At 45.4% G+C, this 13,613-nt stretch carries 18 protein-coding genes and 1 pseudogene; 10 read left to right on the top strand and 9 right to left on the bottom strand.

Translation table 11 applies throughout. From position 1 onward, the window contains the following. Nucleotides 1-87: 87 nt before the first annotated feature. Nucleotides 88-192, bottom strand: a pseudogene (locus JGK36_RS18150) (ABC transporter ATP-binding protein); the annotation flags it as partial. A gap of 210 nt (nt 193-402) precedes the next feature. Next, entirely contained in the window at nt 403-1,140 is a 738-nt protein-coding gene (locus JGK36_RS18145) for a phycocyanobilin:ferredoxin oxidoreductase (protein WP_293155731.1), read from the bottom strand. A gap of 302 nt (nt 1,141-1,442) precedes the next feature. Between JGK36_RS18145 and tatA the strand changes: the two genes are divergently transcribed. Further along, entirely contained in the window at nt 1,443-1,649 is a 207-nt protein-coding gene (gene tatA, locus JGK36_RS18140; protein ID WP_293196831.1) for a twin-arginine translocase TatA/TatE family subunit, read from the top strand. Nucleotides 1,650-2,304: 655 nt separating this feature from the next. On the opposite strand, the gene JGK36_RS18135 is transcribed toward tatA, so the two are convergent. After that, on the bottom strand, nt 2,305-2,499 hold the full coding sequence (locus JGK36_RS18135; RefSeq protein WP_293180997.1) for a hypothetical protein: 195 nt from the start codon (nt 2,497-2,499) through the stop codon (nt 2,305-2,307). Between the two features lie 242 nt (nt 2,500-2,741). On the opposite strand from JGK36_RS18135, the gene JGK36_RS18130 reads away from it, so the two are divergent. Next, on the top strand, nt 2,742-3,053 hold the full coding sequence (locus JGK36_RS18130) for a DUF6679 family protein (RefSeq protein WP_265236321.1): 312 nt from the start codon (nt 2,742-2,744) through the stop codon (nt 3,051-3,053). 133 nt (nt 3,054-3,186) lie between these two features. Here JGK36_RS18130 and JGK36_RS18125 read toward each other — a convergent pair whose 3' ends face one another. The 5 genes from JGK36_RS18125 to JGK36_RS18105 all read right to left on the bottom strand — a co-directional run bounded on the left by JGK36_RS18125 (nt 3,187) and on the right by JGK36_RS18105 (nt 6,178). Further along, the gene (locus JGK36_RS18125; RefSeq protein ID WP_293180989.1) at nt 3,187-3,342 is read right to left on the bottom strand and encodes a hypothetical protein; all 156 of its coding nucleotides are present in this window, start codon (nt 3,340-3,342) and stop codon (nt 3,187-3,189) included. Beyond that, nucleotides 3,332-4,966 carry an MBL fold metallo-hydrolase gene (locus tag JGK36_RS18120; RefSeq protein ID WP_293180986.1) on the bottom strand — a complete coding sequence of 545 codons (1,635 nt, stop codon included), beginning with the start codon at nt 4,964-4,966 and terminating at the stop codon, nt 3,332-3,334. Before JGK36_RS18120 ends, JGK36_RS18125 begins: the two co-directional genes overlap by 11 nt. Before the next feature lie 610 nt (nt 4,967-5,576). Continuing rightward, complete coding sequence (locus JGK36_RS18115; protein WP_293180983.1) at nt 5,577-5,732, bottom strand: hypothetical protein; 156 nt, start codon at nt 5,730-5,732, stop codon at nt 5,577-5,579. A gap of 10 nt (nt 5,733-5,742) precedes the next feature. After that, nucleotides 5,743-5,955 (bottom strand): helix-turn-helix transcriptional regulator, encoded by a 213-nt coding sequence (locus tag JGK36_RS18110; RefSeq protein ID WP_293180980.1) that lies wholly within the window; start codon nt 5,953-5,955, stop codon nt 5,743-5,745. Nucleotides 5,956-5,968: 13 nt separating this feature from the next. Continuing rightward, nucleotides 5,969-6,178 (bottom strand): helix-turn-helix transcriptional regulator, encoded by a 210-nt coding sequence (locus tag JGK36_RS18105; RefSeq protein ID WP_293180977.1) that lies wholly within the window; start codon nt 6,176-6,178, stop codon nt 5,969-5,971. Between the two features lie 41 nt (nt 6,179-6,219). Here JGK36_RS18105 and JGK36_RS18100 point away from each other — a divergent pair, with 41 nt between their 5' ends. The 5 genes from JGK36_RS18100 to dxs all read left to right on the top strand — a co-directional run bounded on the left by JGK36_RS18100 (nt 6,220) and on the right by dxs (nt 10,127). Next, the gene (locus JGK36_RS18100) at nt 6,220-6,528 is read left to right on the top strand and encodes a hypothetical protein (protein ID WP_363319155.1); all 309 of its coding nucleotides are present in this window, start codon (nt 6,220-6,222) and stop codon (nt 6,526-6,528) included. Nucleotides 6,529-6,722: 194 nt separating this feature from the next. Beyond that, a complete protein-coding gene (locus JGK36_RS18095) occupies nt 6,723-7,043 on the top strand; it encodes a hypothetical protein (protein ID WP_293180974.1) in 321 nt (106 codons plus the stop codon). A 29-nt stretch (nt 7,044-7,072) separates the two neighbouring features. Then, entirely contained in the window at nt 7,073-7,222 is a 150-nt protein-coding gene (locus tag JGK36_RS18090) for an HNH endonuclease (RefSeq protein WP_293180971.1), read from the top strand. A 365-nt stretch (nt 7,223-7,587) separates the two neighbouring features. After that, on the top strand, nt 7,588-7,755 hold the full coding sequence (locus tag JGK36_RS18085) for a DUF4926 domain-containing protein (RefSeq protein ID WP_293180968.1): 168 nt from the start codon (nt 7,588-7,590) through the stop codon (nt 7,753-7,755). 464 nt (nt 7,756-8,219) lie between these two features. After that, nucleotides 8,220-10,127, top strand: a complete 1,908-nt coding sequence (dxs, locus tag JGK36_RS18080; protein WP_293196830.1) for a 1-deoxy-D-xylulose-5-phosphate synthase — start codon at nt 8,220-8,222, stop codon at nt 10,125-10,127. A 283-nt stretch (nt 10,128-10,410) separates the two neighbouring features. On the opposite strand, the gene JGK36_RS18075 is transcribed toward dxs, so the two are convergent. Further along, nucleotides 10,411-11,160: a calcium-binding protein gene (locus JGK36_RS18075; protein WP_293196829.1), complete on the bottom strand. Its 750-nt coding sequence runs from the start codon at nt 11,158-11,160 to the stop codon at nt 10,411-10,413. Between the two features lie 317 nt (nt 11,161-11,477). Between JGK36_RS18075 and JGK36_RS18070 the strand changes: the two genes are divergently transcribed. The 3 genes from JGK36_RS18070 to JGK36_RS18060 are packed head-to-tail and all read left to right on the top strand — an operon-like array spanning nt 11,478 to nt 13,388. Continuing rightward, nucleotides 11,478-11,795, top strand: coding sequence for a hypothetical protein (locus JGK36_RS18070; RefSeq protein WP_293196828.1), 318 nt, complete (start codon nt 11,478-11,480; stop codon nt 11,793-11,795). Then, entirely contained in the window at nt 11,792-12,163 is a 372-nt protein-coding gene (locus JGK36_RS18065) for an aspartyl protease (RefSeq protein ID WP_293196827.1), read from the top strand. The genes JGK36_RS18070 and JGK36_RS18065 overlap by 4 nt, the downstream gene beginning before the upstream one ends. Nucleotides 12,164-12,167: 4 nt before the next feature. Continuing rightward, nucleotides 12,168-13,388 carry an NAD(P)/FAD-dependent oxidoreductase gene (locus tag JGK36_RS18060; RefSeq protein WP_293196826.1) on the top strand — a complete coding sequence of 407 codons (1,221 nt, stop codon included), beginning with the start codon at nt 12,168-12,170 and terminating at the stop codon, nt 13,386-13,388. The last annotated feature ends 225 nt before the right edge of the window (nt 13,389-13,613 follow it).

Here is a 13,613-nt window from a genome sequence, read left to right as displayed (position 1 = left end):
TACATGAGGTATAGCTTGAGATTTTAGATTGGGCGATTGAGGGGATTGTTAATGAATTGTTGAATATCTCACTTACAATCTTTCGCGCTATATTGGAATAATGCGATCGGCTATGTCTAAAATACGGTTGTCGTGGGTGACGAGTAAAATAGTGCAGGGCTGTTCTTTTGCCAAACCTCCCTAAATATCGATCGCCAAACTCGAATTAAGGTTAACAAAGTTGTTTTACCAGACGCAGAATGCTAATTCATCAACACAACTTCGCCGTAATAAATTGCGGCGTTGCTGAATTAATGAATGACTGAGTGAGGAAGCGGAACATCCTGAAATTTTAGAGCATCTCCGTCTTTGAGAGAGCGGGGAGTTGCCAACCAGGTAGGAACAATTGTAAACAGATTTTAGCTATTTAGGGTAATCAAACAGCACCTCGGTCATGTAATGTTCTGCCCAATCTTGACCGAAAGCTTTTTCGAGTACGCGCCTGGTTTTGTCGTTTTGCTGCTGCTGGGTGCAGTAGTAAATTTGAGCGTCGAGAATTTTTGCTTCTTCGGCTACAGAAACTGGTTCCGAAGCGACTGCGAGTTTGCAGTGAATTTCGACGTAGGATTCAACTATGTCTAGAAATCGGCTTTCTTCTTCCTGTGAATCGGGGCGCACAAACAGGCAAAACTCTGAGAAAATATCGCCCCATTCGGGAATTTGGCGGGGACAAGAAAACTGGTTGACGGGCAAAGTTTGCAGTCGAGTGCGGTAGGTTTCCGACAAAGTTCGATCGGGATTGAGGGGAGAAAGGTCTGCGATCGCGGCGCTAATTTGACCTTTGCCTGCTACGATGTCTGTGCCGAACATCGGCAAAGCATAATTCGGTCTGGGAAACATCACGCAGTGGAGGATATCCAGCAGCGGCCCGACTTTAGCCAGTTCCAAGTGTATTTTGCGGAATTGGGGAGTTTGATAGCAGCGATTTTCTATGATCAGTTTTTCTCCTTCCAGCCGCCCTTCCACGTATCCCAACTCAGCGGGGAGGTGGTAGGGTTCGAGGTCGAGGTACCGACGCCATACTGATTCTATCCGATCGGCTAATTCGCGGATAAGGTAGTGCTGTTGGTCGCGCAGGGAAGGCTTGGATGTTTCTAACATTCTTATTTATCGGGCGATCGCTTAATAAAACTTCATTCTACGGTTGCAGGATGCAGTAAACAAGGTAGATACTTTTAAGGATATCAGCAGTTCGACGTGCGATCGAGTAAGTTTTACAAAAAAATCTGCCCTCTTATAGCAAGCCCTGTGACATTAGTCTAGGTATTCGCAGTGGCACAGGGCAATAAATTGCCATAAAAACCCGAGTAATGAGTAAGATTTCCGGAAACTCTCCGCTAAAATAAATGCACTAGCGGTAATTCGCAGGGAAAAAGCAAAGTAGGTAAGCGCGGAGATTTTGTATGTTTGGTCTGGGATTGCCCGAATTGGGCATTGTTGCGGTAGTCGCTATTCTAATTTTTGGCCCCAAGAAAATTCCTGAGTTGGGAAATGCTTTGGGCAAAACGCTGCGGAGTTTTAAGGAAGGGGTCGGTCAAGCTGATGATGATGAATCTACCCAGAAGGACAAGGATAAGGACAAGGAGGAAGAGCAAACGCTAGGAAAGTAATTTGCTGAACTTCCTGCAAATAGAATTAGCAACGCTCTGTCATCGTATATGTAGAGAATGTTTCATTGGGCAGTGTCCATATTTCCAAATAATAAGGCGCTGGCAATGAGCTCGATAGCCTTCAAAAATACCCAGATTTGGACTGTATTTATAGCTAATTTTTGTTGTAGTTTTTTGCAGATAGTTCGTCAGTTTTTGGCAATTTTTCCCTATTTTTGGGCGAGCCTTCGATAATATTTGGGGGTATTTTTTGAGGCTTGTATTTCTGATTGTCGGTTGCCTAACTGTTTGTTTGAAGAGATATACTGAAATTTCCCTAGCTTGATTTTCGGCTTTTTTAGGGAAACTGGCAGTTGTATTTTTTACCATTACTCAAAGCTGGCAAACGTCGATATTCCTAAGGATCGCGAATTAAATAATTTACACTCTTGAAAGTGGGATGGGCCAGAAGAACCCGTCTTTTCTGGACGGGCGGGACGCCCATCCCACAAGAACAATAAAAAATGTAAGTTATTTAATTCTCATTCCTAAGTCTATACCTGTAGGTTTTCTAACGCCACGGCACAAGGGAGGGAGTTTTAGTTCTAGTCTGATGGCGTATACGAGTGCGTGGGTTCGATGTCAAGGTATGATTACATTTGAGATTTTACCGTTGTTAGCACAGGAATGGTGGCGATCGCCCTTGCGATCGTCCCCGATGAGAGCCTCCGCAATGTCCGTGCGATCGCCAAATGTGAATTAAACCGCTATCTAGTAATGTCTCTGGGAAACATAAGGAGCAATTGAGAGCGACTCGCAGCACAGTCCGCTTGGAGGGTGGCTGGCCCGAATCAAGTCCTGATTCTGGCATCTATTCTGGTAAATGCCTCTTGCGAGGGATGCCGCCGGCCCGAAAATCTGCACTTAGATAAATAGCGTACAAGATAGATTTAGTGGTAAAATGAAATATGGTAACCCCCATAGGTGCCAAAGTTTCGGAAAACGTCAAACTGGCCAGTCCATAGGGCTGTGCCTTCCGATGTAAAACTCAAAGTACGTTACTGTAAACAGGCCATATTTTAAGCAAGTTACACTGCGCAGGAGAACTGACAAATGCTACAGCGCAAAATCTATCAACTCTGTTGTGATGGTCGTGAGGTTTCTATTTTTCTTCGAGATCAGCAACGTTGGATAGAGCGCGCTCGTATCCTAGATATTGAAGGGGATCTAGTCACGCTGCGCTACGAAACCGACGAAGAAGACGAAATTAGCTCCTGGGAAGAAATGGTGCGTCTAGAAAGTATTGGAGCTGTGTCCCAGAAGTTGGCTTCGGTGTCGAGAACTAACTGCGAACCCCTAGTTACTGACGATTGTCCCGAAGCCGAGCAAATTCGCAATCACTACCCGGACTCGAATTTAGAATAGTTTTGATCCTTAGCTTGAGTCACAAAAAATAGTTGGGGGAAAAGAAAACGACTTTTCTCCCTTTTTTGTCGAGGAATGGGGCAAAACTCGGGTTTTGCCGAAAAATCTGCTGGATTGTCACCAAATAAGCTATTTAGGATGGAAATTTGAGTTCGATCGCCAGTTTTCGCCTCTGAGCCACCAGAGCAGTCACAGACGCAGAACCGACGAACAACAAATACTGCGATCGCCTCATCAGAAAGCGCGCTAAGCTGTCGATCGCAATGACAACAATAGGTTTATTCCGCATCTAATTCCTCATCTATGAAAAATTCAGACTCCGGTATCGCTTCAAACACCGGACAGAAACCGTCGGGAGTGACTTTAAAGCCAAACAAAGCACTGGACTGGTTCCAACAGCGCTGGCCGCGGTAGTGCTGGCAATTGCCACAGCATTCGAGGTTTGCCTGAACGGCGTTGCCTTGAAATAGCAGTTCCCGCTGGGAGATGCCGCGCAGTACCAGTTCTTCGCCTTGCCAGCGCGCTTCTACTAAACCTGTATCGGCAAAATTTGCCCACCGAGGATCGGCTGTAATCGGACTCGGCAAGCTAATTGCTACCTCTGTCCCCAATTCGCTGAGTTCTCCCTCATAGTTAGTTTCGGGGATAGCGGGCTGCAAAAACATTTCCCCGATCGGCAATTCGACAACAGTCCCTACCGCCGGAGTGTGCAACTGGTAGCGGTTTCGCAGCTCGTCCAAGTTAGCCAAGTCAGCCAAATATGCAGGGGAACCGTGCACTAAAATTACGTGCTGCGGACGCAAATTGTGGATGAGCTGGGTAGTTCCCGGCCCGTCGCAGTGTTCGGCTAGCAGATAAGTTTCAATGAGCCGAACTCCTGATTCCTGCCAGTTGGCAAACCATTCCCTGACGGGATATCCGGGTTTTTGAGGTGCGAGTAAAATCCAAGGATTTGTGCGATCGGCAACGTACAAACCCAAATCGGAAATTTGGTCAGTAATTACAATACACGGGGTTTTCCCCAATTCGGAGCGCTGTTCGGCAGACAACCGGCGCACGCGAGGTTTCACCCTTTCGTCCCAAAACAAAGGTTGGTGGAGAGCAAAGTTTTGAACGGCGGTGGGAAAATGGGGCAGCAGTTCCAGATAAGCGTCGCACCCGTCGGCGACAGTGCCGTCTACCCAAATATCCAAGTCGCGCCCGGTGAAGTAGTGGTGGCTGCGGAGCAGCATCAGCAGTTCTTGACCCAAACCGAGGGCGGGTGCGGGTAGCAGTACCGAGCATCCGTCGGCGATCGCGCGGTGGATGCGATCGGCTAACTGATTTTCCAGTTGTCGGCGGTGAGGGTGGCGCGCTGTGCCGTAACTACCTTCCAAAATTAACACGTCGGGCTTCATGCCCCGGAGTTGTCCCAGCGGCAAACCTTCCACCAAACGACAATTCGATAGAAAAAAGTCGCCGGTGTAAACCAGGGTGTAGGTGCGATGGGGGGCTTCATAGGTCAAGAGTACAGTCGCCGCTCCGGGCAAATGGCCCGACGGGAACAACTGCACGCTCAGTCCTCGGCGCAGTTCGATCGGCGACTGCCAGGGTAGAGCCTCACAGAAATGCGACTCTGGCTGCTGAGACTGGGCCGGCCAGTTAAGCGGTAGCAGTCGCGCTGTGACTTCGCTGGCGTAAATTGGCAACAGGGGGAAAGCCTGGTGGAGTGCGAGCAAACCTCTGGCATGATCGGAGTGGGCGTGGGTGCACACTACGAAATCGACTGGGGGCGATCGATCTACTGTCGCTGACAGGGGTGCGACATCCTCTATACCGCAGTCGAGTAAAATGCGGTACGGCCCCATTCGCACTAGCAGACAGACCCCTTCCTGGGCGTGGCCTGCGCCGTAAGGTAAACAATCGAGATCCATCACTGCCGTTAGCTCCCTGTACAAGCGCGCAACTTGCTGTATCGCAACATCTAACTAAATGTTGGCTGCGACTGCATTCATTCGATCGAATCGAGTTGAGTCTTGGACGCAAAAACCAGGTTTGATGGAGGAAAAGACTGTGTTTCTGTCCTCGTTGCCGGTCAAAAAACCGTCGCTCAAAGTTCTGGTGCGTCAGCTTTGGACTTAAATTTTTCCTCTATACCTGCGGTTCCCGTCGTGCAAGCAAAGTAATTGCACTTGAAATTTGATGCGATCGACGAGGAAAGCGATTTTCAGAAGGCACGGCGAGAAATTGGCCTGTGACCTTCAACAAGGTTAATGCTAGTGGTTCTTGCATCAAAAGTTACATTAGTTACATTGTTATTGCACCTTGTCAGAGCAGCGAATTCCATCTCATAAGCTGAGTTTTAAATTTTTTTTCATAATTTTGCCTGCTAGAAGCTCGTCTTTTTTATGAGAAGATTTTAATTCAGCAACCCAAAGATGTTGACAAAACATTACAAATCTTCATCTTTCGGGTGTTGGGGGCGGTGTAGAGTCGAATAATCCAAAGTTAGAGAACCGGACTCATGCTGACGAAGTGCTTTTGTCACGAAGATAGCGGCTTTATGAGTGCGATCGGTTTATTTGTAAAAGTTTGATACATTTTTCTAAGCAAACCTTGTGCCGATCGAGGAGACACATCTTGCAGTGTCGGGCGCTTTTCTTGAGCCAACTTTTGAATCTTCAGCCTGACTCGCCCCATTTCTGAGCCCTCAATCTTCCAAAATCTCAACTAAATCTTCCATTGTCACGTCGAAAGCGCGGGCGATTTTGTAGACAGCAGAAATATCGGCCGTGTTCAAAGCATCGCGCTGAACGTAGCTTCTAACAGTGTTGTAATTCACTCCCGATCGATCGGCAACTTGCTTTAGCGTCCAACCCTTTTGCTCAGCTAGTTCTCGAATCCGCAGCCTCACGTATCCCATTAGCGCGCCCTTACTATTCCAAAATCTCGACTAAATCTTCCATCGTCACGTCTAAGGCGCGAGCAATTTTGTAGACAGCAGACAAATCGACTGTGTTCAAAGCATCGCGCCTCCCGTAGCTTTTTACCGTGTTGTAATTGACTCCGGATCGATCGGCAACTTCTTTGAACGTCCAACCTCTTTGCTCAGCTAGTTCTCGAATCCGCAGTCTCACGTAGCCCATTTTTTTGCTTGACTTCGGTGCATATATACCGGATAATATCTATGTACACTGAAAACGATCGCCCACCTAGCGTCGAAAACTTGAGGGCGATCGCTTTTCTACCCAACCCCGCAAACGCGGGGCACGATTTTCCTATGATACCAACATCAAAGCCCAAATTAAACTCTCATCCCTGCTGTATTGTGCGGCAATTGCCAAATATGCAGCGATTGGTTGTGGCGCGCTTCCACCGCCGCGGCGATGCTGACGGCTATATTCAGATATTACGGCGGTTGTTACCTGCGACTAAACACGCGATCGTCTTTGATACGACTGGGGCTGAGAAATTGCCGGAAGTGCGATCGATCTGAGATGTTGCACCATTGTGAAGAACGGGCAAGATGCCCGTTCCACAAAAGATAAATTTTCTTGTGGAACAGGCATCTTGCCTGTTTCTAAACAAGTAATTAAGAATGGTGTAAGATATCAGATGGCTCCTTCTGCAAATTCAATTAGCAACTTATAAGCTACAATATTCCAAGAGTATCTACGAGCTTTAATTACTATGAATACTCAATTAATGGTAAAACCTTCCTCCTTGATGCCCCAAGGCCTCAAAATGGTAGAGTTTGGGAACATTTACTTATTCAGATTTACCGACGATCTTCAATCTCGCATGGAAGAACTGCTAGAGAGAAAAAAACTAGATTTACTAACTGCCGATGAAGTTCCAGAATTAGCTGGCATCATCGAACTATCCCGAATTTTTACCTTGATTAACGCCCAACTTTCTACCCAAGCCAAATGGTGTCCGATCGCACTCCACAACTTATACGACAACGAGCTAAATACCTCTGCGAATACTGTCACTCTCCAGAATACCTAAGCCCCGATCGCTTTACCATAGATCATCTCATGCCCAAATCTCTCGGCGGATCTGATGACAGTGAAAATTTAGCATTAGCTTGCCGTCGTTGCAACGAACGCCACTACAATTTCACCAAGGGAATTGACCAGGAAACTCAGCAAGAATTTTTCTTATTTAATCCTCGTCATCAGCAATGATCAGAACATTTCATCTGGACAGCAGATGGTCTAAATATTGTCAGTAAAACTTCAGTAGATCGAGCAACTTGCAATCGGCTTGACCTTAATGACGAACGTTATGATGAAATGAAGAGGATTCGATTCGGCGATCGCGCAGGTTTTGGGTATAGCGGTTCTCAGAAAGATCAGGTACGTTGTTGGGCTTGGGCCCTCTTGGTTTCAGTGGTTATATAACCTGTCAGTCATACCTCACCTTTTTGAGAAAGGCTATAGAAGGTGGTTGGCATCCACCTGCGGAAGATCCTCGTCAATTAGAATAAGCAAAATCTCTCAATTCAACTTGACTTCTGCTATGTTATGTGCCATGAATAAGGTATCTAAAAATGAATTTCATAATTAAACTGCTTGATGTCGTTGCATTACTAGAAGACTTACCCGAACATGGCTTATATCGAGGTCAAGTGGGAACAGTAGTTGATGAATACGATGCAGAATTTGTTGAAGTTGAGTGGGAGCATCTCATTTTTGTAAAAAGCATTTTTTTCTTATAGTGCTGTCCCCGCTCGCGTATCCTATAATACGCGAGCGGGGACGCTCGCACTATTAAATGCAAAACTGAGATGCTCCCAGTTGAGTTTAGCGATTTGCAAGGTTGTACCTACGCACGAGAAGCTCTTAAAAAATCGCAGTTAATGATTTTGCATCACAGTCCGCTTGCAGAAACCCAATGGTTAAAAAGTCAGCCCTTATTACAAAAACCAGTTTTAAATCGATAATAATCCCCGTGCAGCTAATAATTAGCCGTTACCAACTAACAAAATAAGCATTTTTTATATTGACTGTTTGCGGTTTACTTATTATAATTACCAGGTCAAAAATAATAAAAATCTTACGCCTAACAGTTTTTCTCAAATAACAGGTAAAATATTCTAAGTTTGCGCGTACCGAACGCCGCAGGCTCAAACTATTATCTGTTAAGGATTCGTCCTAATTCTTAGGAGCGGGATTTTAAAATATGCATCTCAGCGAACTGACTCATCCAAACCAATTACACGGCCTGTCGATTCATCAACTCGAACAAATTGCCCGACAAATTCGAGAAAAGCATTTAGAAACAGTAGCCGCTAGCGGCGGACACCTTGGCCCAGGATTGGGTGTAGTGGAACTCACCTTAGCACTCTACCAAACACTCGACCTCGATCGCGACAAAGTTACCTGGGATGTCGGCCACCAAGCTTATCCACACAAGTTGATCACCGGTCGCTACAACAATTTTCACACCCTGCGCCAAAAAGACGGCGTTGCAGGCTATCTCAAGCGCTGCGAGAGCAAATTTGACCACTTCGGCGCCGGTCACGCTTCCACGAGCATCTCCGCAGCCTTAGGGATGGCGATGGCGCGCGACCTCAAGGGCGAAAACTTTAAAACTGTAGCAGTCATTGGCGACGGTGCGCTGACAGGGGGTATGGCACTCGAAGCGATCAACCACGCAGGCCATATGCCGAAAACTAATGTGATGGTAGTGCTCAACGACAACGAGATGTCAATCTCGCCCAATGTCGGCGCAATTACCCGCTATTTGAACAAAATGCGACTCTCGCAGCCGGTGCAATTTCTCAAAGATAACTTAGAGGAACAATTCAAGCAAATTCCGTTTGTTGGCGAAACATTTACACCAGAAATGGAACGCCTTAAAGAAGGCATGAAACGGTTAGCCGTGTCCAAAGTTGGAGCCGTAATTGAAGAATTAGGCTTTACCTACATGGGCCCGGTAGATGGACACAATTTGGAAGAGTTAATTGCTACTTTCAAACAAGGTCATACCATCCAAGGGCCGGTGTTAGTTCACGTTGTGACGGTGAAGGGCAAAGGATATGCGATCGCCGAAAAAGACCAAGTAGGATATCACGCCCAAAACCCATTTAATTTAGCGACTGGCAAGGGCATTCCTTCGACTAAGCCCAAGCCTCCAGCTTACTCGAAAGTCTTTGCTCACGCCCTGGTTAAGCTAGCAGAAAATAATCCAAAAATTGTTGGGATTACTGCGGCAATGGCAACGGGAACTTGTCTAGACAAACTTCAGGAAAAACTCCCGAAACAGTACATTGATGTCGGTATTGCCGAACAGCACGCTGTCACATTGTCGGCTGGTTTAGCCTGCGAAGGAATGCGCCCGGTTGTAGTAATTTACTCGACATTTTTGCAGCGGGGATATGACCAAATAGTTCACGATGTCTGCATCCAAAACTTGCCAGTGTTCTTCTGTTTGGATCGCGCTGGGATTGTCGGCGCCGACGGCCCCACGCACCAGGGAATGTACGATATTTCCTTCTTGCGCTGTCTGCCAAATATGACAATTATGGCGCCAAAAGACGAGGCAGAATTGCAGCGGATGGTAGTCACTGGCATCAACCACACGACAGGCCCGATCGCGATGCGTTACCCGCGTGGTAACGGTTACGGCGTGCCTCTGATGGAAGAAGGTTGGGAAGAATTGCCGATCGGCAAAGCGGAAATCCTTCGCAACGGCGATGACGTGCTAATCTTAGGTTACGGTTCAATGGTGTATCCGGCAATGCAAACCGCCGAGATGTTGAGCGAACATGGCATTGAAGCAACTGTGATTAATGCGCGTTTTGTCAAGCCTTTAGACACCGAATTAATCTTACCCTTGGCACAGCGAATCGGCAAAGTTGTCACAATGGAAGAAGGCTGTTTAATGGGTGGCTTTGGTTCGGCAGTAGCCGAAGCTTTGATGGATAACAATATCCTGGTTCCATTAATGCGCTTGGGTGTACCTGATACATTGGTGGATCATGCTACGCCTGAGCAATCCTTTGCAACTTTGGGATTGAATCCGTCGCAAATGTGCGATCGCATTTTAGCAACATTTAGCCGCAAACAGTCACCTGTGAGCGTCTAAATTTCACTCGTTACCAGGCTCTGCCTGGTAACGCAGATGCTTTTGCTCTGCCTCGATTTTATATCAAATCCGGTAGCATCGGAATCATTATTAGCCAAAATTAGGAGACTGCACGTGCCGTTTCCCTACAGTATTATTTTGGGTAGGGACACGGCATTGCCGTCTCCTCCATCATTCCGGTGCAGCCGGAATTGATATTACTCCCAAAACGAGGCAGAGCCTCTAGACATTGGTTCCCAGGCAGAGCCTAGGAACCAGTTAAAGCAGTTAAGAAATACCCGCTTTATGAAAGTGTAATAAAACGACCCTGCAAATCAGATGGTGTCACATTCATCACTCTACCTAAAATTCTACCTGTGGCAGCAATTTGAATCGTAGTAGCGTCATAACGGCCGTTTCTATCTACATCTAAATCGGCGGTCGAAATTTTGCCTTCTTGAGGAAATCTCCTCGCAACAAAACCAATGTTTGACAGCGGTACAAAATAAGGAATTAGTCTGATATTTGCCTCAGTTAAGCCGCCAGTCAAACCAATGCGATCGACCGAATTTTCAAAATCTAAAATAATATCCCACTGTCGCCCGTTGCGACTGGGATCTTCTGCAACAACATCCGTTCTCAAGACAAATACATCACTACCAGTTCCCCCTTTATAAAGGGTGTAACCCCGATCGCCACTCAGAGTATCGTTACCCGCACCTCCATCTAATAAATCATCACCTCGGCCGCCATTCAAGACATCATCTCCATCACCACCCACGAGATAATCATCATCAGAACCACCAATCAAAATGTCTCTGCCACCTTCACCATATAAATCATCTTCGCCTTTACCGCCTTGCAAGTTGTCATTGCCTTCTCTGCCGAATAAAATATCTCGACCATCATTACCATTGGCGATATCATTCTCAATTGAACCTACGATCGTATCATTGCCTCCTAATCCTAAAACACCTTCAGGAAACTGAGCCATTAAACCAGCAGCGATCGTAAAGTTATCAGCATTGTTAGTTAAGTTCAGAGTGTTTGCCACGTATCGATCTCCGAAAAATGTAATTCACGAAACACAGGCTAACACCTGACACAAAGAAGCGTCAAGAGTAACTGAGATCGTGCCAGATCGATTGCTTATTTTTTATGAACAGTGATAACATAGTGGATACCAGAATTACTCGTTTACTCGTTACCAGGCAAAGCCTGGTAACGCATATCTGGAGGCTCTGCCTCTCATTTTTCCACTCCCAAAACGAGGCAGAGCCTCTAAATATTGGTTCCCAGGCTCTGCCTAGGAACCAGTTAACCAGTTATGATATGATTGAATGAAAGTTTCACGATAAGGAAAAATCAACAATGACTTATCTCAACCCAACTCGCACACTACGTCGGGGAAGATTGTTCCCAGAAATTCAATGGTCAGAAGAAAAAAAAGCCCAGTGGCAAGCTGAAAGAGAAGCATTTTATCAGCGCTGCAAACCAACATTCGATCGCCTAAAACCAGAATTGATTAAAACCCACTACAACTGGTATATGGCAGTTGAACCCGACAGCGGGGACTATTTTATCGACAAGGATGATATGGTGGCCACCAAAATGTGCCGCCAGAAACACCCAAATGCTATCCCGTTCATGTTCCGCATCAACCCTACAGGGGTTTGTGGCACGATATGATTCAAGGCACATTTGGTAATGAGGATGAGCTATTTTTTGAAATTGAATTGATTGCTGATAACGGCTTAGAATTACCTGTTGATGCTCTGCTAGATACAGGTTTCTCGGGCTGGCTAGCAATGGATATTCAGGATTTAGAGGGACTTGATTGGATTTATATTAGACGACAAAAAATGCGAACAGCTAAGGGAGAATTTAATTTCGACCTTTATGCAGGAAAAATCAGAATTGACAATCAAGAATTCGATATTCCTGTTCACGTAGGTGACGGAGTACCGGAAATTTTAATCGGTCGCCAATGGCTAAAAAATCGGCGCTTGGTAGTTGATATTTCGGTGGGTGTTTTGACATTAGAAGCGAATTTATAGCAAGATGAATTTAAAAAATTTTGATATAGTAATAGTAGGAGCCGGCCCAGCAGGAGGCCACTGTGCAAGAATTCTAGCCAAATCCGGCCGCAATGTCTTGCTTGCAGAACAAAACGACAATTTTAATAAAAATGACTTTTCCAGCGCCGCCACACCTTTAGAAACTCTCTCTCAATTCGATTTACCCGAATCAGTTATCGGCAGTTTTTGGCACAAACTGACTATTGAAACTAGCAAAGTTAGTCAAACTTGGGAATCTCCCGAAAGTTTGGGAGTTGTACTCAACTTTGCAAAATTTAGAGCATTTTTAGCCGACGAAGTTGAGCGATTTGGCGGTGAAGTTTGGCTGGGTTGTCGCTACACCGGACATTCGCAAGCCAACGGCGAAACTACAGTAGAATTTAAACAGTTATCTGACGGGCAACTTATCAAAGTTAGCACGAAAGTCTTGGTTGATGCTACTGGCTTTGCTAGGGCGATTATGTACGACAAAGAAAACGATAAGCCTAATTTTTTGTCGGGAACCGGAATCGAATATTTAATTGAAGTTGAACCGGAAGTTTACAATAAATATGCCAATGATTTAATCTTCTTTTTGGGTGATAAATGGATGCCGAAGGGTTATTCTTGGATATTTCCTATGGAACAAAATAGACTGAAAGTTGGTGCGGGACGCATTTTTTTAGATGCCAAAACGGTTAAGCATTTGTCACCGATTAAACAGTATATTGATTTGCTGATTGATGAATATCTGAAGTCTAAAAGTTATAAAATTATTGACAAACACGGTTCGACGCTGAAATACAGTCGCGGTTTGCAGGATATTTATTGGAAGGATAACATAATTGCGATCGGCGATACTGTCTCGACAGTAAATTTTCTGGGCGGTGAGGGTATCAGACACGGAATGGATGGTGCCGAAATCGCTGGGAAATACATTGAAAAATATTTGGATGGGAAAATGTCAGATTTTCGGGATTATGAGACGGAAATGCACCGCAAGTTTGATCGGAAATGGAATATTTCGGAAAGGTTGGCGGTGAGAAAGTATATTGATGATGTGAATGATGAATTGACAGATAAAATGATTTCTTATTTGAAGTATATGAAAACTAAAGATGTGATGGATATTTTATTTGATTATAAGTTTGAGAAGATTTCCAGAGGATTTGGCGGTTATTTGCGACGTAAATTTCAGGGATTGATGCAGCAATTTCACTTGTAGGGTGCGTCAGTTGAAAGATTTTTGATTGAGTTGAAAATATCTGGCTGACGCACCTTGTTGCAGCAATTTCCCTTGTAGGGTGCGTCAGTTGAAAGATTTTTGATTGAGTTGAAAATATCTGGCTGACACACCTTGTTGCAGCAATTTCACTTGTAGGGTACGTCAGTTGAAAGATTTTTGTTGAGTTGAAAATATCTGGCTGACGCACCTTGTTGCAGCAATTTC

This window comes from Microcoleus sp. PH2017_35_SFW_U_B, assembly GCF_020737865.1.
Classification (GTDB): domain Bacteria; phylum Cyanobacteriota; class Cyanobacteriia; order Cyanobacteriales; family Microcoleaceae; genus Microcoleus.
The sequence above is the reverse complement of the archived record's forward strand: the minus strand, read 5'-3'. Positions and strand labels throughout refer to the sequence as shown.